We start from the raw sequence: 16568 nt of genomic DNA on the forward strand, positions 1-16568 counted from the left end.
GGGAAAGACCGGGAAACGGAAGTTTCCCCGAAGGTGGCTACGTGTTGAGGTCCCAGTGGACACGGATCGCCTCGGCAACCGGCCCAGCGGTGACATCAATCCGGAAAGCAACGGGCGCGGTCCCAGTCTCCTCGATGACGGCGTCATGGTAAACGCGGCCGCAAGAGGAGCACAGGGTGTAGAGATCCTCGTCCTCAGGCCAGGTAGCCAGGCCCGCGGGCACGGGAACGTTGCCGCCAATGTGAACGGGCATTCCCTCTGAGTTGGCCTGAATCAATCCCTCGCTGCTGACGGTATTGCCGCAAACGCAGGTGATGGTGGTGACGTCATGATCGATGACCTCGGCGAATTCGGTATCCATGATCAGCTCCCCTCAGGTTCCGCAGAAGGTCCGGTACGGGCCAAAGCTTTCCGGGGCGGCAGCGGCGTAGCGCTCGAGGCCGGACCGCTCGTCGAAAGGTGCGGCGACTGCGTCCAGCAGCCGTGCCAGCGGATCCAGGTTTCCGCCGGTAGCGGCCGCCAGGGCCTCCTCCACCAGGTGGTTCCGCGGGATGTAGACCGGGTTGACCCGGTCCATGGCGTCAGCATCCGGCGCCAAGGCACGCCAGCGCCCTACCCAGGCATCGAAGGCTGCCGTGTCCAGGACCTGGGCCCGCGCGGCTTCGGCACGGCCGCGGGCGGCTTTGCCGAGGTGCCGGAAAAACGAGGTGTAGTCGGCCCGTGACTCCTGCATTAAGGCCACAACTTCATCCACGAGAGCCGAGGTCACGCCGTCGTCGATCCCGTCACGGAACCCCAGCTTGGCCTTCATGCCTGCCGACCAGGCGTCACTGTACTGCCGGCGGAACTCGCCGAGGGCTCCCACCGCGAGCTCCACCGCCTGCTCCTCGTCATCGTGGAGCAGGGGCAGAAGCGACTCCGCGAGCCGGGCAAGATTCCACTCCGCCACCACCGGCTGGTTGCGGTAGGCGTAGCGCCCGCTCTCGTCGATCGAACTATAGACGGCGGCCGGGTCGAAGCCTTCCATGAAGGCACACGGCCCGTAGTCGATCGTTTCGCCCGAAATCGTCATGTTGTCGGTGTTCATGACCCCGTGAACGAATCCGACGAGCATCCACTGGGCCACCAGCGAAGCCTGGGCGGATATGACCGCTGGGAAGAGTGCTAGATAGCGGTTCCCGGCCTCCGCGGCGGCGGGGTGGTGACGGGTCAGGGCGTAGTCGGCGAGGCGGCGAAGGAGGCCGATGTCGCCCGTGGACCGGGCGTACTGGAAGCTGCCCACGCGCAGGTGGCTGCTGGCTACCCGGGTCAGAATGGCGCCCGGCAGGAGCGTTTCGCGCTGCACCGAACGTCCCGTCGCGACGACGGCGAGGGAACGGGTCGTGGGGATGTGCAGCGCGTGCATCGACTCGCTCACGATGTATTCGCGCAGCATGGGACCGACCACCGCCTGGCCGTCCCCGTTGCGGGCAAACGGCGTGCGTCCTGATCCCTTGAGGTGGACGTCGCGGAGCTGCCCGTCCGCGTGCCCGATCTCGCCCAGCAGGAGCGCGCGCCCGTCGCCGAGGCGGGGCGCGTACCAGCCAAACTGGTGGCCGGCGTAGGCCTGCGCCACCGGACTGGCATCGGCAGGGACGGCGTTGCCGGTCAACAGGCGCAGACCCTCCGGACTCCGGAGGAAGGCCGGATCGAGGCCCAGCTCAGTGCCGAGGTGCTCGTTGAGCACCAAAAGGTGCGGCTCGGGCGCCTCCTCCGCGCGCCAGGGAATGGCCATCTCCTGGAACTCCCGGGCGAAGCGGCCATCAAATGTGACGGTTGAATGCGCTGTGCCACTCATCTTTCAAGGATACCGGCCACAGCGTCAGCAATGCCGCTGGTCGCGGCGGAGCAGATTCGGGCCGGTGCCATGACGTGGCGCGGAGCTGGTGGCAGGATGGGCGCATGGAACTGCACATCACGGGCGACCCCGCCGCCGACCAACTGCTCAGCAATGACGCGTTCGCACTCCTCGTTGGCATGCTGCTTGACCAGCAGGTGACCATGGAGTCTGCGTTTGCCGGACCCGAAAAGATCCGGACGCGCATCGGGTCCATGGCCCCTGCCGCAATCGCCGAATACGACCCGGCCGGCTTCGTTGAGATCTTCAAGGAGCGTCCATCCATCCACCGCTTCCCCAGCTCCATGGCCGGCCGCGTCCAGGACCTCGCCGCGACCGTCCAAGGCGATTGGAATGGGGACGCAACTGCCATCTGGAACCAGGACGGCCCGGACGGTGAGGAAGTGCTGCGCAGGTTGAAAGGCTTGCCCGGCTTCGGAGAGCAAAAGGCCAAGATCTTCCTTGCGCTGCTCGGCAAGCAGTGCGGCCTGCAGGCGCCAGGCTGGCGTGAGGCCGCCGGCCCCTATGGCCAGGAGAGCGCATTTCTTTCTGTCGCCGACATCGTGGACCCCGAGTCGCTGAAAAGAGTGCGCGCCAGCAAGCAGGCTGCCAAGGCCGCCATCAAAGCCGCTAAGGCATCCGAGCGCTGATACGGAGGGCCTGGATCAGCGGCTTCCAATGGCTTCGCCCGGGAACACGATGCCGAGCTGGTTCCTGACGGCGTCGGCGACGGCCATGGTCCGGATGGATTCGGCGAGCGGCCGCTGCGGAACCTCCAGCCGCCCCGCCGCAATGGCGCGGGCGACGGCGGCAGCCTCGAAGTGCAGGCCCTCGAAGTGCGCTCCGGCCGGCTCCTCGTAGGCCAGCCGGGTACCGTCCGGGAAGTGGACGCTGAAGTTGCCTGGCATGTTGAAGGGCCCGTCAATTGACAGTGAAGCCTCGGTGCCCACAATGGTGGCGGACGTCGGCGTGAAGTTGTGCAATTGGGTGTTCATCATGGCCTGGCGTCCGCCGGCAAAGGACATGACGGCCGACAGCTGGGCATTGACTCCGGATTCGTGCGGTTCACCGAGTGCCAGGAGGCGATCCGGTTCGCCCAGGACGGACGTGATGAGCGAGAGCGGATAGGTCCCCAGGTCCAGCAACGGGCCGCCCGCCAGAGCCGGGTCAAAGATCCGGTGGCTGGGGTCAAAGTGCTCACCGTATTCGGCGAAGACCGTAGTAACGTCCCCGAGCATTCCGGAGTCGAGCACTTGTCGGATGACGTCGAACTTGGGCAGGAAAAATGTCCACATGGCTTCGGCGGCGAACAGGTCGGCGTCGGCGGCCCGGCTGGCGATGCCGGCCGCCTGCGCGCGGTTGATGCCTATCGGCTTTTCGACCAGAACGTGCTTGCCGGCGTCGAGCGCCATGAGGGCGGCCTCGTAGTGGAAGTTGTGCGGCGTGGCCACGTAGACGATGTCGACGTCGGCGGCGGCCAGCTCCTCATAGCTGCCGAAGGCAGCGGGGATGCCGTGCCGTCCAGCAAAGGCTTCGGAACGGTCCAGCGAGCGGGACCCGATTGCGGAGATAATCTGCGAGGTGTGCGCCTGGACGGATTCCGTAAAGCGCTCCGCAATCCAGCCGGGACCCATGATCCCCCAGCGGAGTGGTGGTGCGGTTCGGGAATCCGGGACCCGGGACACCGGGAGTGAGGAGTTCCCGGTCATGTGCCGGCTTCCATTGTGTTGACATCGATTCGCATGAGACTCATCGCCCTTCCCTGGATTTGTCCTGACATAGTAACAAATCGCTTCATCGGTAAAAGCCTGAAGAAATACCCGCTCCACCCCGGCGCCACGCACCAGGCTTCCGGCGTCCTCCCCGCCGCCGCGCCCGCACGGACTTGCCCCAACCGGCCGCCTCCAGGACGCCCGTCGACCCTTTGAGCGCATGTCAAGACAAACTCTTGACTGTCGCGTTAGAGCGCTCTAACGTAGAAGGCACGTGATCCAGCGCACTCCCGGAGAACGCTCCGAATTCAAAGTCCGCCCTTCAGGTCGGCCGAATCGAGGAAGTCAACAATGTCGTTGCACACAGCAAGCTCGCCCGCATCGGGCTCGAAACATCGCGGATATCTCGCCCGTCTCACTGTCATCTCCACACTCGGCGGACTCCTGTTCGGCTACGACACCGGTGTCATCTCCGGTGCGCTGCTCTACATGCAGGACTCCCTGAACATGAGCCCCGTAGAAGAGGCCACCGTCGTCAGCGCACTGCTCTTCCCTGGTGCCGCGGTGGGCGCGCTGAGCGGCGGCAGGCTCGCCGATAAGCTCGGGCGGCGCGGCACGCTGCTCGTCTGTGCGCTGCTCTTCCTCCTCGGAGCGATAGGCTGCGCCATCGCGCCGACCGTCGGGTTCATGGTGGCGGCCCGCGTCATTCTCGGCCTTGGCGTCGGCGCCGCCGCCGTGACGTGCCCCCTCTACCTTGCAGAAATGGCGCCTGCACACCTGCGCGGACGCATGGTCACCATCAACGAACTGATGATCGTGACCGGCCAGATGCTCGCTTTTGCCATCAACGCACTCCTCGACGCCGTCATCCACGACTCCGAGGTCTGGCGCATCATGCTTGGCATTGCCTCCATCCCCGCCATCGCACTCCTGATCGGCATGCTCGCCCTGCCCGAATCGCCGCGCTGGTTCGCTATCCGCGACAGGCTCGACGACAGCCGCCGCATCCTCAACCTCAGCCGCAGCCCTGAGGAAGCCGATTTCGAGTACAAAGAAATCGTTGAGTCCGCGAATACCGCCCGGAACGAGCGCGCCAGCGCCTGGCGCGATCTGAAGAACAATCCCTGGATGCGCCGGCTCCTCTGGGTCGGCATTGGGCTCGCCGCAGCCCAGCAGGCAACGGGCATCAATACCGTGAACTACTACGCCCCCACCATTCTCGAGCGCAGCGGCCTCGGCGTGAGCGCATCGCTCGTGGCAACCATCGCCGTCGGTGTGACGTCGGTGGTGATGACCGTCCTGGGCATCTGGCTCCTGGGCTTCGTCGGGCGCCGCCGCATGCTGGTCATCGGCTTCTCCGGGGTCGTGGCTTCGCAGGCACTCCTCGCCGTCGTCTTCACGCTCCCCCAATCGGACCTGGTCAGCTACATCATTCTGGCGGCGATGATGCTCTTCGTGGCCTTCGTGCAGTGCTTCATCGGCACGTGCGTGTGGCTATTGCTCTCCGAGATCTTCCCGTTGGCCATCCGTGGCTTCGCGATGGGCATTGCGGTGTTCGCCCTCTGGACCGTGAACGCGGCGATCTCGTTCCTGTTCCCGATCCTCGTCGTGGCCCTGGGCTCAACCGGCACGTTCACCCTGTTCGTGCTGGTGAACATTGTTTCCCTGATCTTCGTGGCGAAATTCGTGCCTGAGACAAAGGGACAGTCGCTGGAAGAGCTGGAGGTGCATTTCCGCACCGGAGGCATACCCATCATCGTGCCCCCCACGGTACCGGGCGAGAAGGCGGTATCTCTCTGAGAATCGAACGTCCGCAGCCATTGCCGCCGGGGCCTCCCCCACGGGACAGGCATGCGGCCGGTGTCAGGCAGCAGTGGAACCGGTGCGGTTGCCCATGGGGCGGCGGCCGGAACCGCTGTGTTTCCCGCGATACGCTTGCCGGCAGGAGGCCATTTGTCCAGGAACGAACTGAACCAGCATGGAGCGGCCAAACGCGCCACCATTGAGGATGTGGCGCGCGAAGCCGGCGTATCTCGCGCACTCGTTTCCCTGGTGCTGAGGGGTTCACCAAAGGTGAGTGAACAAAAAAGGGAAGCTGTTGCCACCGCCATAGCCGCACTCGAGTACCGGCCCAGCAATGCGGCCCGCTCGCTCGCCAGCGGACGGACGCAAACAGTAGGAGTGCTGCTGGACGACCTCTCTAATCCCTGGTTCGTGGACCTGCTCGACGGCATGCAGAACATCTTCCGGGAGCAGAACCTCCGGATGGTCCTCGGCGATCCACGCTATCTGGCCCGCCCAGGGGAAAGCCCGGTGTCCGCCTTCATGGAATTGCGCGTCGACGGCCTCGTCATCGCCGGAGACTTCAACGCCGATGAAGACCTCACCCGCGCCACACTGCTCACGCCAGCCGTCGTCGCCGGCACCCGCGCCTTCGACCTCCCGGCAGCGGACCGCGTCAGCAACGACGACGCCGCCGGCGCCCGGATGGCCGTCGAACACCTGATTGGTCTCGGCCACAGCGACATTGCCTTCCTCACCGCTCCCACCGGGTCCGCTACCGTGCGGGCCGACGCCTACCGGGACACTATGGCCCGCCACGGCTTGCAGAACTACATCCGAGTGATACCAACGGACTTGAGCGAACATTCCGGCTTTGAGGCAATGAGCCGCCTTATCGACGGCGGCCTGCCCCCGTCAGCAGTCTTTGCCGCCAACGACATCCTCGCCGTCGGTGCGCTCTCGGCCGCCGACGAGCGCGGCATCAGCGTGCCGGGACAACTCTCACTGGTCGGATACGACAACACCTATCTCGCCGGGATCCGCCACATCTCCCTGACCACCGTCGACCCCGTCAGCCGGGACGTAGGCATCCGCGCCGCGGAGTTTCTCCTCGCCCGCATCGCCGACCCCTCCCTCCCGCCACGTACCGAAGTGCTGGCCCCGCGCCTCGTCGTTCGAAGCACCACCGGTCCCGCCGCCCACACCTGACACCCTTGGCCACCCAAAGGCGGGCGGGAGGCGGCCGCTGCCCTCTGTCGTGGTGCAGTGGCCCTGGCTAGACTTGAATTGCGCCGGATTAGACGCATGGATTCGTCTCTGGAGGGCAGGATCATGACAGACCGCAGCGACTCCGAATTGCCCGCGGACCAGGCGCCCGCGGACGTGAAACCAGAAGATAAGGAGCTCCGGGGCCGGTACGTCGAAGGAGCGTACGGTAAGGCTGGCGTGCAGAGAGGCCGGCACGCCGAGGACGAGGAAGGCCAATACGTCCAAGGTGACTACGGTGCGGGCGGCAGGGAGGGCGGCCTGCCCGAACCCTTGGGAGACCGAGCCAAGGAATCCGGGCGCTACGTGGCAGCCGACTACGGCGGCGCTGGTACGGTTCCGGGACGCACGGCCGGGTCGGAAATCGGCCAGTACACCGAAGGTGATTACGGTGCGGACGGTACTGTAGATCCGCTGCGCAAGGCCGGAACAGGTACGCCTGGCGAAATGCCGATGACCGAGGCGCACGGTGGCCACGACGCTGAATCGCAGGCCCGGAACGCCTCGTCGGGTGCCGCGGCCCAGAGCGATGACTCCCGCAGCGGTGCAGATGTGCGCGAAGCGGTCGACATCGCGGAGGCGGGCACCAAGGCGCAGGGGGATCACTCGCATCCGGAACGGGCCAAGACAGGCGAGGCGCCCGTGGAGCAGGTGTTCAACGACCCCGCCATGACCGAGGGGCAGCGGACCGTGACGGACTCCGCAAAGACATCCGGATCTGTACCGCCGGGACCCTCACCCGCCGAAGCCGGATCCGGTGGCGCCCAGTCCGCGGTTGGGGCCCGGGAGTCGGACCGACTCGCGGCGGGCGAGCCGCCGGCCGCGGGCAAGCCCTTCGACGCCGGCAGCGAGGAGGGCACTTAGAGCGCCTGCCCGGGTGGGCAAGCAAGGACGTATCACGAGGCGATTCCGGGCTGGTAGGTGCCGGCGCTCCATTCCTGTCCTTGGGGATCGAGCACCCGGCAGCGCCGGGCGCCCCAGGGGGTGTCTTCGGGCTCGATCACTGAGGTTCCGCCCGCGGCGAGGGCCTTCTGATGAAATGCGTCGACGTCTTCGACCAGGAGATACAGTCCCTGGCCGGTCGACTGGCCGATAAGTGGCGGCCGCTGGGAGGCGGCATCGCTACTTGCCACCATTAACACCGCCTCCCCCATGGAAATCTCGGCGTGCAGCACTGTCCCTGCGGGGCCGTCCTGCCGCTGAATAACGTCAAATCCCACGGCCTGGAGCCAGTCCAGGGCTGCGGGTGCGTCACCGTAGCTGAGATAGGCGAATAACTTGGCGTCCATGCCGGAATGCTATTCCCAAGCGCAGCCGTCCGGAACTAGCGTGGCGGAATGAACTCGTCGAAGACCCCCGCCGAGATCCTCAACATTGCCGGCAACGAGGTTCGCATCTCGAGTCCGGACAAGGTGGTGTTCCCCGAACCCGGACTGACCAAGCTCGACCTGGTCCGCTACTACCTCACCGTCGCCGACGGTGCACTGCGCGGCGCAGGCGGCCGGCCCATGGTACTCAAGCGCTTCCCAAAGGGGATCGGCGCCGAGCCGTTCTTTCAAAAGCGCGTGCCTGAAAACCACCCCGACTTTATCGACACGGCAACGCTGCACTACGCGTCCGGAACATCTGCCGAAGAGGCCGTCATCCGGGATGCTGCGGGCTTGGCGTGGGTAGTGAATCTTGGATGCCTGGACCTCAACCCGCACCCCGTGCGTGCAGAGGACCTCGAGCACCCGGACGAGCTCCGGGTCGACCTCGACCCGATGCCGGGGGTCGACTGGGCGCAGATCGTCGATGTCGCCTATGTCGCGCGGGAGGTGCTCGACGACGTCGGACTGGTGGGGTGGCCGAAGACGAGCGGTTCGCGGGGACTCCACATCCTCGTGCGCATCGCGCCCCAGTGGTCGTACCGCGACGTGCGGCTCGCCGCCGAGACCCTCGCCCGCGAGGTCGAGAACCGCGCTCCGGGCCTCGCCACCGCGCGGTGGTGGAAGGAGGAGCGCGGCGAGAGTGTGTTCGTCGACTTCAACCAGAACGCCAAGGACCGCACCGTGGCATCGGCGTACTCGATCCGGCCCCTGCCCGATGCCCGGGTCTCGACTCCGCTCAACTGGGACGAGGTTACCTCCACCCGGCCGGAACAATTCACGGTGCCCACTGTGCTTGAGCGCTTCGCGGCGATGGGCGACCCCCACGCCGGGATCGACGACGCGGTAGGGACGCTCGACAGGCTCATCAGTCTGGCTGCCGGGCTCGGCCCCGCCGAAAAGCCGCCGCGCGGCAGCGACGGCCTGGGCCGCCGGCAATCGGTAATGCCGCTCATCGAGGTGGCACGGACCAAGACCAAGCCCGAGGCACTCGCGGCGCTCGAGGAATGGAAGACCAGGCATACGGACCTCTTGTCAGCCCTGCATCCCGCCGACGTACTCGTCGACGGAATGCGGGGATCGAGTTCGCTCTGGTACCGGGTCCGGGTGAACCTGCAGCACGTCCCGGAACAGGAGCGGCCGCCGCAGGAGGAGCTCATCGCCGACTACGACCCCTGGGCCGGCAAAGATTGGCCGGGGCGCCCTGGATCCTGACCACCGTCCTGACACCGGCTCCTGAAACCGGCTCCTGAAACCAAGGACGGGGCTCAGGCGTCCTGAGGCTTGTCCGGCTGCGCCAGGGTGTCTGCGTGGCGATGGGCGACCTTCCATTCGCCATCCTCGCGCCGGTAGACCTGGGTCACGCGCAGTGTGTAGTCTCTCGGCTCTCCGTTCACCGAGGCGCTCGTATGCTCGTACCCAACGGTGTAGGCCATGTCCCCGATCACGTCGGCAGCAATCACCTCGTGCGTGTATGACGTGCAATCCGAGAAGGATGCTTCCAACTGACGGAAGATGCGCCCCACGTCCTCGGGACCGCTGCCGGACATCCACGCACCGAGCACGGTAACGGGCTCTCTTCGGGACCAGATGGCGAACCGCGGCGCGGCGTCGCCGTTATGCAGGGCGGTCTCGGCGTCCTTGAGACGCGACCCAACCCAGGCCATGAAGTCATCCCGCTCATTCACGTCGGACCTCCAAAGGGCTCACTGTCCGTCAACGGCAGGATAGGTCTAACGCCGTCCAGGCCGTCCCGGCCCCGCCATCCTAAGCGTGCCTCGTGGTGGCTGCAAGGGTTGGCGTGACTTCTGCCCCGGGCAGCTGCGGGCTAGAGGCCTCGTCTCAATTCCAAGCTTTCCGCAAGGGGGTTCAGGCAAGTTTCGTCCGAGGGTATCCCAATTGATTGCGGGGTGGTTGTTATGGATGAGAAGCCGAGACGGAAACTCTCGGCCCTATTTTGGGTGGTTTCCGTTGCCGTTCTGGGAGCACTTGGGGCATTGGGCTGGTATGCGGTGAACGTCATAGCCGCCCTGTCGTCCCCGTCGGTGCGTTGAATACGTCTCGACGCTGCTGACACCCAATTCGACGCACACTCGGATTGCGGGATCCATTTTGCGGTTGCCATCGCGGCCGGCCGCACATCACCGCCGTCGAACATGCAAAAGACGCGGCGGGGTGCACGACGGGCCTGAACGCCAGATGTTCGCGTTGGAAGTTGTCAGCGGCATAGGCTTCCCGACGACGTCGGGCACGCTTACGGTGGGCAAGAGGAGCAGGACACAAGGCCTTAGAAGGGACCCACCATGCTGATCTGCGCAACTTGCGCCGTGGAACGCGACGAACCTGCCCCGGGGGTTTGCCCGATCTGCGCCGATGAGCGGCAGTATGTGCCCGAGGACGGACAAAAGTGGCTCACACTGGACGGGCTGGCGCAGGAGGGCCAGCAAACGGCGTTGAAGGAGAACGAGCCGGGCCTTGTCGGGATCCGGACGGAGCCAAGAGTCGGGATCGGCCAGACCGCCCAGCTTGTGGCGACAGACGAGGGTTCGCTGTTGTGGGATCCGGTCGGATATGTCGACGACAGAGCTGTGAAGGCAGTGCTCGAGCGGGGTCCGGTCCTGGCGATCGCTGCCAGCCATCCACACATGTTTGGAGTGCAGGTCGAATGGTCGCATCGGCTCGGCGGCGTCCCCGTCTTTGTGGCGGCCGCAGACCGGCGATGGCTGGGGCGCAATGATCCGATCATCGAATACTGGTCCGGCAGTCAAACCATCGCCGAAGGGTTGACCCTGCATCAGACCGGGGGCCATTTCCCGGGCAGCGCGGTGGTGCACTGGGCTGCAGGAGCCGGCGGCAAAGGAGTTCTGCTGACCGGTGACAGCGTGTATCCGAATCCAGACCGTCGCTCCATCGCCTTCATGCGCAGCTACCCGAACCACGTGCCGCTATCCGGCGCGGTGGCGGTGCGAATCGCCGCACAACTGGGAGAGCTCAAGTTCGACCGAATCTATGGCAACTTCAACAATGTAATCGCGTCCGGAGCCAAAGCCATTCTGCACGATTCCGCACAACGGCACACTGCTTGGGCGCGCGGCGACTTCGACCATTTGACCTGATCAGTCCATTTCCCCTTTTGCGTTAGCGTGGGATCAAGCGCCGCAATAGACGTCAGAGGTATCCGAGCCATCATGGCGACAGGAGAACCCCAGGTTCTCACGGCGCTCCCATCCCGTCCCCCTATGAAAGCCGAAGAAGCGGAGTAACAGTGAAGGCCATCGTGTACGAAAAGACAGGACCCTCGTCCGTGATGACCCTTCAGGACAGGCCACTGCCGGCACCCGGACCGGGCCAGGTCAGAGTCCGGGTGGTGGTCTCCGGCGTCAATCCCACCGACTGGAAGTCCAGGGCCGGCGGCGGGAGCGGAAGCAGGCTGGAGGCACCAAGAGTGCCCAACCAAGATGGTGCCGGCGTTATCGACGAGCTTGGATCCGGCGTGCCGGGGCTGTCCGTCGGCGATCGTGTTTGGCTCTGGGACGTCGCCTGGGGCGGCACCGAGGGCACAGCCCAGGAGTACGTGACGGTGCCGGCCGCGCAGGCCGTCGCCCTTCCAGACATGGAATCCTTCGACACGGGCGCATCCCTGGGGATCCCGGCACTGACGGCACATCGTGCACTGACCGTCAGCCAGGACGGGCCGGCCAGGCTTTCGCCGGGCGCCCTGGAAGGGCGGGTGGTGCTGGTCACCGGTGGCGCGGGTGCGGTCGGCCACGCGGCCATTCAGCTCGCCCGCTGGGCCGGGGCAACCGTCATCGCGACCGTGAGCGGGGAGCGGAAAGGTGAACTTGCCCGCCGGGCCGGCGCGCACAGTGTGATCAACTACCGCACTGCCGACGTCCCGCGGGCCGTGCATGAGGCAGCCCCTGGCGGCGTTGATACAATCGTCGACGTCAACGCTCCGGCGAACATCGGCAATGACCTCAAGGTGGTGAAGCCGGGGGGAACCATTTCCATTTATGCTGCCAACCCCGGCGAATCCTTGGCCATTCCCATTCGCGAGAGCATGGGCAAGAACGTCCGATTCCAGTTCATCCTCACGTACACCGTGACGAAGCAGCAGAAGGCGGCGGCCGTTGCCGCCGTCGCCGAGGCCCTGAAAGCGGGGGCATTGCGGGTCGGCGATGAACACGGACTGCCCCTCACCCGCTTTCGACTCGAGGAAACCGCGGCAGCGCACGACGCCGTAGAACAAGGCTTCGTCGGGAAGGTCCTGGTCGACGTGTCCGGCTCCTGACCACGTTCTGCGTGTCCGGCGAGGAGCCCGTGACCAGACAATGGGTTCGGCATACTGGTTCCATGCAGGCGACGACGGTGTTGGTCGAAGGTGAGAGTGACCGGCTTGCGGTTGAGACGCTGGCCTTCCGCCTTGGCCATGACCTGGCAGCCTTGCGGGTGTCGGTCGTCCCGATGGGAGGCGCGACCAGCATCGTCCACTTTCTCGACCGCTACGGACCGAATGGCGCAGGCCACCGGTTGTTGGGCCTGTGTGATGCAGGCGAATCCCGTGGCATCGCCCGCGCGCTCGGCCGGGCAGGTATCGGGTCCGGTTCGCTGGCCGAGCTTGGGTTCCACGTCTGTCACGCCGATCTGGAGGACGAACTCATCCGCTGCCTGGGGATCGACGCCGTGCTCAAAGTCATCGCGGCTCAAGGCGAGCTCGCGTCGTTCCGGCTCCTCCAACGCCAGCCGTCACTGCGGGAGCGGCCAATAGCGGCGCAGTTGCGCCGGTTCTTCGGAGGACGCAGCGGCAACAAGATCCGATACGCGCCACTGCTGGTCGACGCCTTGCCGGCCGGACAGGCGCCTCCGCCCCTCGCCCGCCTCGTTGCATCATTCCCGCTGTGATCCTACTGTCCAAGAAAGGATCGAATCCCTTCACCGTGTCACGGGCATCCCGCTATCTACGTGCGGCGGTGGATGGACTTGTAGCTCAGGTACGCGTTCAGGCCTTCCATCCCGTACTCGGTGCCAAGGCCGGAATCGTGCCGGCCGCCAAAGGGGGCCGCATGGTTGGATGCGAAGAAGTTGAGGCCCACGGAGCCCGTGTCCATCCGGTCGGCCACGTTCAGAGCAGCCGTCGCGTCCTGCCCGAACACCAGGCCGCCGAGTCCGAACTCGGTGTTGTTCGCCAGCGCGACGGCCTCGTCAACACTGCCATCGGCGTCGTCGTATTTTAGGATGCACAGGACCGGGCCGAAGATCTCCTCGCGGGAGATCCGCATCTCCGGGGTGACGTCGGCGAAGACTGTGGGCTCCACGAAATAGCCGCCCTCAAGGCCACCGCCTAACGACGCCGCTCGCCCCCCGGTGGTGACCCGCGCGCCGTCGGCCACGCCCGACTCCACGTACTCCAGCACGGTCCGGTACTGGGACTCCGTTGCGCAAGGGCCGAACACAGTGTCCGCGTCGAGCGGATCACCCTGCTTTCCGGCCGCAATCGTGGCCGTGACCATCTCCACCACTTCGTCATAACGGCTCGCGGGCGCCAGGATCCGGGTCGAGATGTAGCAGGTCTGGCCGGTGTTGCGCATCGACGACCGGATCAGCACCTTGGACATCGCATCCAGATCCGCATCAGGGAGCACAATGGCGCTGGACTTCCCGCCCAGTTCCAGCGTGACCGGACGCAGCAGTTCCCCGCAGGCCGCGGCAATTTTCCGGCCCACCGGCGTCGATCCCGTGAACGCCACCTTTTCGACGCCCGGGTGCTTCACCAGCTGATCCCCCAGCCGGCCGGAGCCGGTTACCAGGTTGACCACGCCCGCCGGAACCCCGGCCGCGGCGACGGCGTCGATAATCACCCGGATGGACAGCGGCGTGGGCGACGCCGGCTTGATCACCACGGTGCAGCCTGCCAGCAGGGCCGGCGCCAGTTTGATGACCACCAGGTTGATGGGGAAGTTCCACGGCGCGATCAGCGCGCAGACTCCCAGCGGGTCGCGCCGGACTACTGACTCGCCGCCGCCGCGCGGGAAGGGGCGGACATCCTCATGCTCAAGGTACCCGGCGAGGGTGGCGAAGTACCGGAAGATACCGGCCGCGTTGGCTGCCGCCCCGGCGGATTCGGACACCGGTGAGCCGTTTTCCCTCGAGTTCGTCAGGGCAAGCTCCTGAGCCCGGTTCTCCACCTCCTCAGCAATCCGGAGAAGGTAGCCGGCGCGTTCAGACGGGGTAAGTCGGGGCCACTCCCCCTGAAAGGCGCGCTGGGCAGAGCCGACGGCGGCGTCCAGGTCTTCCGGCGTTCCGTCCGGCACCGAGCCCCACACTTCGCCCGTAGCGGGGTCGGTCACCGGGTTGCGGCCGGTGCCCCGCGAAGGCTGCCACGCGCCGTCGACAAAGATCGTATCCACATGCGTATGCGGCAGGGACAGCTCCGTCCGGGCTGTCAGGGCAGGAGCATCAGGCGTGGCGGAGGTCATCGGATCACCGCCGTCTTAAGAAGGGCGTTGGATCGGTTAAGGTCCGCGGCGGCCATATCGTGGGCGGCCTGGGTGATGAGTTCGGGCACGATCTCGGTGGCCAGTCTGTCGGTGTACGTGGCCGGGTCCATGCCGAACCATGAGGAGGCGAGGGCGATACCGGCGCGGTCGAAGCGCCATAGCCTGTCGGCATCGCGCATCAGGGCGTCTTCCAGGGACCGGGCCACCGGCCGGGTGTCGTGGCCGTCGATGATCTCGCAGACGCGCTCAATGAATTCGGTGGAGTATCCCAGGGCGGGGAGCACCCGGCGGGCCACGTCGCAGCCCTGCTGCTCGTGTTCGTAGCGGATGGCGGCCTTCCGCCAGTCACCGGTGAAGCCCTCGGATATGATGCGGGATTCATCAACGTGGGCCCAGCCAGTGTCGTGCAGCACAGTGGCCACGCGCACCAGTTCAGCGTCGGCGCCGGGATAGGCCCGGCACAGCCGTTCGGCGTAGGCCAAGGAAATCGGCAAGTGGATGTCGTTTCCGCGCGTCCGCGTCTCATGGACCACGGCCTTCCACAGTGCGTCGAGTTCCTGAACGGCAGCCGGGGTATTGCAGATCGCGGTGGTGTCTACCGGACCAGCCGCGGGAACAGGCCGGACGCTGTACTCCGCGGCAAAGGCCTGGGCCGGCACGTCCACCGGTTTAGCGGCGGGGCTGGCTGCGACCGGAGTCTTGGGGGTGCTCATAATGCTCCTTCGGGTGGGCCGGCGTACTGTCTGAGTGCAGTTAGCTGTCCGTGGTGATGGTCTTGAGTTGCGTGGCGGGGTCCGCCGCGGCGTCGGCAGGGATGTTCTGGCCCTTTGCCAGCGCGTTCTTGACGGCCATGAAGTCCAGCGGGGCGTTGACGCAGTCCGCGGCGATGACCTGGCCCTGGCGGTAGTACAGGACGCTGAACTTTCCGCGGTCCTCGTCCCGACGGAGTACCGTCTGGTCGTAGCCGTTGCACAGTCCGGCGATCTGCAACTTGAGGTCCGCCTGATTGGACCAGAACCAGGGGATGCCGGCGTATTCCTCGCGCCGCCCGGTCAGCGAGTAGGCGGCCACCTTCGCGTGTTCGATGGCGTTGTTGACGCTTTCCAGCCGGATCCGTTCCCCCGGCTCCGACCCTGGCACCGGGTTGGGCATGTTGGCGCAGTCGCCGATCGCCACCGTTGTGCCGTCCGAGGCCAACGCGAAGCGGTCCACCACAATCCCGTTGTCCACCGTCAGCCCGAGCTGTTCGGCCAGCTGGGTGTTGGGAATGACGCCGATCCCCACGAGCACAATCTGAGCGGAGAGGTCTGTGCCGTCCTGGAGTTCTACGCCGGCGACCGCGCTACCGCCCTCGCTTGCTGTGAAGCGCTTCGCGCTGGTGTTGAGCCGGATGTCCAGGCCGCGGGAACGGTGCGCCTGGAGGAAGTACCCGGCCGTCTCATCTCCCACGGCCCGGCCAACGAGCCGCGGACCGAATTCCAGAACGGTGACGTTCTTGCCCATCTTCCGCAGGCTGGACGCGGCCTCCAGCCCGATGAACCCGCCGCCGATCACCACCACATCCGTGGCATCCCCCACCCGCGCCTTGAGTGCCAGCGCGTCGTCGGCGTTGCGGAGGTACAGCACGCCGTCGAGGTTCCCGCCCTCAATCTCCAGCTTGCGGGCCCGGGCTCCGACCGTGAGCGCCAGCCGCTTGAAAGGGAACTGTTTTCCGGAGGAAGAATGCGCGACCCCGGCGCCGTCGGGTTCCTTGTCGATCCGGACGATGTATTCGCCTTTGACCAGGGCCACGTTGTGTCCGGCCCAGTAGTCGTTGGAGCGGAAAATCAGTGATTCGCTCTCGACCGTGCCCTGCAGGAACTCCTTGGACAGGGCCGGGCGCTGGTAGGGTCGGTGGTCCTCGTCGCCGAGCAGGGTGATGTGTTCGTCGAAGCCGAGTGCCCGCAGCGATACAGCAAGCTGGACCCCGGACTGGCTGGCGCCGATGATCAGGAGCCCCGTGCGCGTTGGAGAGCTTTGGTCCGCGACGAGGGTGTCAGTTGCCTGCTCCACTGCTTCCGCGCCCATC

General features: G+C 66.0%; 16 protein-coding genes. 8 read left to right on the top strand and 8 right to left on the bottom strand.

The features are described from left to right. Window positions 1–37 precede the first annotated feature (37 nt). Both AC1DZV_RS06650 and AC1DZV_RS06655 read right to left on the bottom strand, forming a co-directional pair. Window positions 38–361 (bottom strand): hypothetical protein, encoded by a 324-nt coding sequence (locus tag AC1DZV_RS06650; protein WP_028276623.1) that lies wholly within the window; start codon window positions 359–361, stop codon window positions 38–40. A 12-nt stretch (window positions 362–373) separates the two neighbouring features. Next, complete coding sequence (locus tag AC1DZV_RS06655; protein WP_476953294.1) at window positions 374–1837, bottom strand: protein adenylyltransferase SelO; 1464 nt, start codon at window positions 1835–1837, stop codon at window positions 374–376. 104 nt (window positions 1838–1941) lie between these two features. Between AC1DZV_RS06655 and AC1DZV_RS06660 the strand changes: the two genes are divergently transcribed. Next, complete coding sequence (locus tag AC1DZV_RS06660; protein ID WP_476950295.1) at window positions 1942–2526, top strand: HhH-GPD-type base excision DNA repair protein; 585 nt, start codon at window positions 1942–1944, stop codon at window positions 2524–2526. Between the two features lie 15 nt (window positions 2527–2541). On the opposite strand, the gene AC1DZV_RS06665 is transcribed toward AC1DZV_RS06660, so the two are convergent. Beyond that, on the bottom strand, window positions 2542–3585 hold the full coding sequence (locus tag AC1DZV_RS06665) for a Gfo/Idh/MocA family protein (RefSeq protein WP_476953295.1): 1044 nt from the start codon (window positions 3583–3585) through the stop codon (window positions 2542–2544). Between the two features lie 354 nt (window positions 3586–3939). Here AC1DZV_RS06665 and AC1DZV_RS06670 point away from each other — a divergent pair, with 354 nt between their 5' ends. The 3 genes from AC1DZV_RS06670 (at window position 3940) to AC1DZV_RS06680 (ending at window position 7500) form a co-directional block, all read left to right on the top strand. Continuing rightward, complete coding sequence (locus AC1DZV_RS06670) at window positions 3940–5388, top strand: sugar porter family MFS transporter (RefSeq protein WP_476953296.1); 1449 nt, start codon at window positions 3940–3942, stop codon at window positions 5386–5388. Between the two features lie 153 nt (window positions 5389–5541). Continuing rightward, window positions 5542–6579, top strand: a complete 1038-nt coding sequence (locus AC1DZV_RS06675; protein ID WP_476953297.1) for a LacI family DNA-binding transcriptional regulator — start codon at window positions 5542–5544, stop codon at window positions 6577–6579. 96 nt (window positions 6580–6675) lie between these two features. Beyond that, window positions 6676–7500, top strand: a complete 825-nt coding sequence (locus AC1DZV_RS06680) for a hypothetical protein (protein ID WP_476953298.1) — start codon at window positions 6676–6678, stop codon at window positions 7498–7500. Window positions 7501–7532: 32 nt separating this feature from the next. Here AC1DZV_RS06680 and AC1DZV_RS06685 read toward each other — a convergent pair whose 3' ends face one another. Next, window positions 7533–7925 (bottom strand): VOC family protein, encoded by a 393-nt coding sequence (locus AC1DZV_RS06685; RefSeq protein WP_476950300.1) that lies wholly within the window; start codon window positions 7923–7925, stop codon window positions 7533–7535. Window positions 7926–7973: 48 nt separating this feature from the next. Here AC1DZV_RS06685 and ligD point away from each other — a divergent pair, with 48 nt between their 5' ends. After that, the gene (gene ligD / locus AC1DZV_RS06690) at window positions 7974–9218 is read left to right on the top strand and encodes a non-homologous end-joining DNA ligase (RefSeq protein ID WP_476950301.1); all 1245 of its coding nucleotides are present in this window, start codon (window positions 7974–7976) and stop codon (window positions 9216–9218) included. 53 nt (window positions 9219–9271) lie between these two features. Here the strand turns inward: ligD and AC1DZV_RS06695 are convergent, their stop codons facing one another. Beyond that, entirely contained in the window at window positions 9272–9691 is a 420-nt protein-coding gene (locus tag AC1DZV_RS06695; RefSeq protein WP_476950302.1) for a nuclear transport factor 2 family protein, read from the bottom strand. A 615-nt stretch (window positions 9692–10306) separates the two neighbouring features. On the opposite strand from AC1DZV_RS06695, the gene AC1DZV_RS06700 reads away from it, so the two are divergent. The 3 genes from AC1DZV_RS06700 to AC1DZV_RS06710 all read left to right on the top strand — a co-directional run bounded on the left by AC1DZV_RS06700 (window position 10307) and on the right by AC1DZV_RS06710 (window position 12905). Further along, a complete protein-coding gene (locus tag AC1DZV_RS06700; RefSeq protein ID WP_476953299.1) occupies window positions 10307–11119 on the top strand; it encodes an MBL fold metallo-hydrolase in 813 nt (270 codons plus the stop codon). Between the two features lie 149 nt (window positions 11120–11268). After that, a complete protein-coding gene (locus AC1DZV_RS06705) occupies window positions 11269–12294 on the top strand; it encodes an NADPH:quinone reductase (RefSeq protein WP_476950304.1) in 1026 nt (341 codons plus the stop codon). A 62-nt stretch (window positions 12295–12356) separates the two neighbouring features. Continuing rightward, window positions 12357–12905 carry a TOPRIM nucleotidyl transferase/hydrolase domain-containing protein gene (locus AC1DZV_RS06710; RefSeq protein ID WP_476950305.1) on the top strand — a complete coding sequence of 183 codons (549 nt, stop codon included), beginning with the start codon at window positions 12357–12359 and terminating at the stop codon, window positions 12903–12905. A 56-nt stretch (window positions 12906–12961) separates the two neighbouring features. Here the strand turns inward: AC1DZV_RS06710 and AC1DZV_RS06715 are convergent, their stop codons facing one another. Genes AC1DZV_RS06715 through AC1DZV_RS06725 form a run of 3 tightly spaced genes read right to left on the bottom strand, consistent with a single transcriptional unit; the run spans window position 12962 to window position 16567 of the window. After that, a complete protein-coding gene (locus tag AC1DZV_RS06715; protein ID WP_476950306.1) occupies window positions 12962–14479 on the bottom strand; it encodes an aldehyde dehydrogenase family protein in 1518 nt (505 codons plus the stop codon). Beyond that, on the bottom strand, window positions 14476–15213 hold the full coding sequence (locus AC1DZV_RS06720) for an HD domain-containing protein (RefSeq protein WP_476950307.1): 738 nt from the start codon (window positions 15211–15213) through the stop codon (window positions 14476–14478). Before AC1DZV_RS06720 ends, AC1DZV_RS06715 begins: the two co-directional genes overlap by 4 nt. Window positions 15214–15253: 40 nt before the next feature. Further along, on the bottom strand, window positions 15254–16567 hold the full coding sequence (locus AC1DZV_RS06725) for an NAD(P)/FAD-dependent oxidoreductase (protein WP_476953300.1): 1314 nt from the start codon (window positions 16565–16567) through the stop codon (window positions 15254–15256). Window position 16568: the final 1 nt, after the last annotated feature.

The organism is Arthrobacter sp. P1_D12 (assembly GCF_056406175.1).

What these genes read in the sequence shown, in the direction of transcription:
- AC1DZV_RS06650 (WP_028276623.1), bottom strand. Translation starts at nt 361, where the DNA reads ATGGATACCGAATTCGCCGAGGTCATCGATCATGACGTCACCACCATC.
- AC1DZV_RS06655 (WP_476953294.1), bottom strand. Translation starts at nt 1,837, where the DNA reads ATGAGTGGCACAGCGCATTCAACCGTCACATTTGATGGCCGCTTCGCC.
- AC1DZV_RS06660 (WP_476950295.1), top strand. Translation starts at nt 1,942, where the DNA reads ATGGAACTGCACATCACGGGCGACCCCGCCGCCGACCAACTGCTCAGC.
- AC1DZV_RS06665 (WP_476953295.1), bottom strand. Translation starts at nt 3,585, where the DNA reads ATGACCGGGAACTCCTCACTCCCGGTGTCCCGGGTCCCGGATTCCCGA.
- AC1DZV_RS06670 (WP_476953296.1), top strand. Translation starts at nt 3,940, where the DNA reads ATGTCGTTGCACACAGCAAGCTCGCCCGCATCGGGCTCGAAACATCGC.
- AC1DZV_RS06680 (WP_476953298.1), top strand. Translation starts at nt 6,676, where the DNA reads ATGGATTCGTCTCTGGAGGGCAGGATCATGACAGACCGCAGCGACTCC.
- AC1DZV_RS06685 (WP_476950300.1), bottom strand. Translation starts at nt 7,925, where the DNA reads ATGGACGCCAAGTTATTCGCCTATCTCAGCTACGGTGACGCACCCGCA.
- ligD (WP_476950301.1), top strand. Translation starts at nt 7,974, where the DNA reads ATGAACTCGTCGAAGACCCCCGCCGAGATCCTCAACATTGCCGGCAAC.
- AC1DZV_RS06700 (WP_476953299.1), top strand. Translation starts at nt 10,307, where the DNA reads ATGCTGATCTGCGCAACTTGCGCCGTGGAACGCGACGAACCTGCCCCG.
- AC1DZV_RS06710 (WP_476950305.1), top strand. Translation starts at nt 12,357, where the DNA reads ATGCAGGCGACGACGGTGTTGGTCGAAGGTGAGAGTGACCGGCTTGCG.
- AC1DZV_RS06715 (WP_476950306.1), bottom strand. Translation starts at nt 14,479, where the DNA reads ATGACCTCCGCCACGCCTGATGCTCCTGCCCTGACAGCCCGGACGGAG.
- AC1DZV_RS06720 (WP_476950307.1), bottom strand. Translation starts at nt 15,213, where the DNA reads ATGAGCACCCCCAAGACTCCGGTCGCAGCCAGCCCCGCCGCTAAACCG.
- AC1DZV_RS06725 (WP_476953300.1), bottom strand. Translation starts at nt 16,567, where the DNA reads ATGGGCGCGGAAGCAGTGGAGCAGGCAACTGACACCCTCGTCGCGGAC.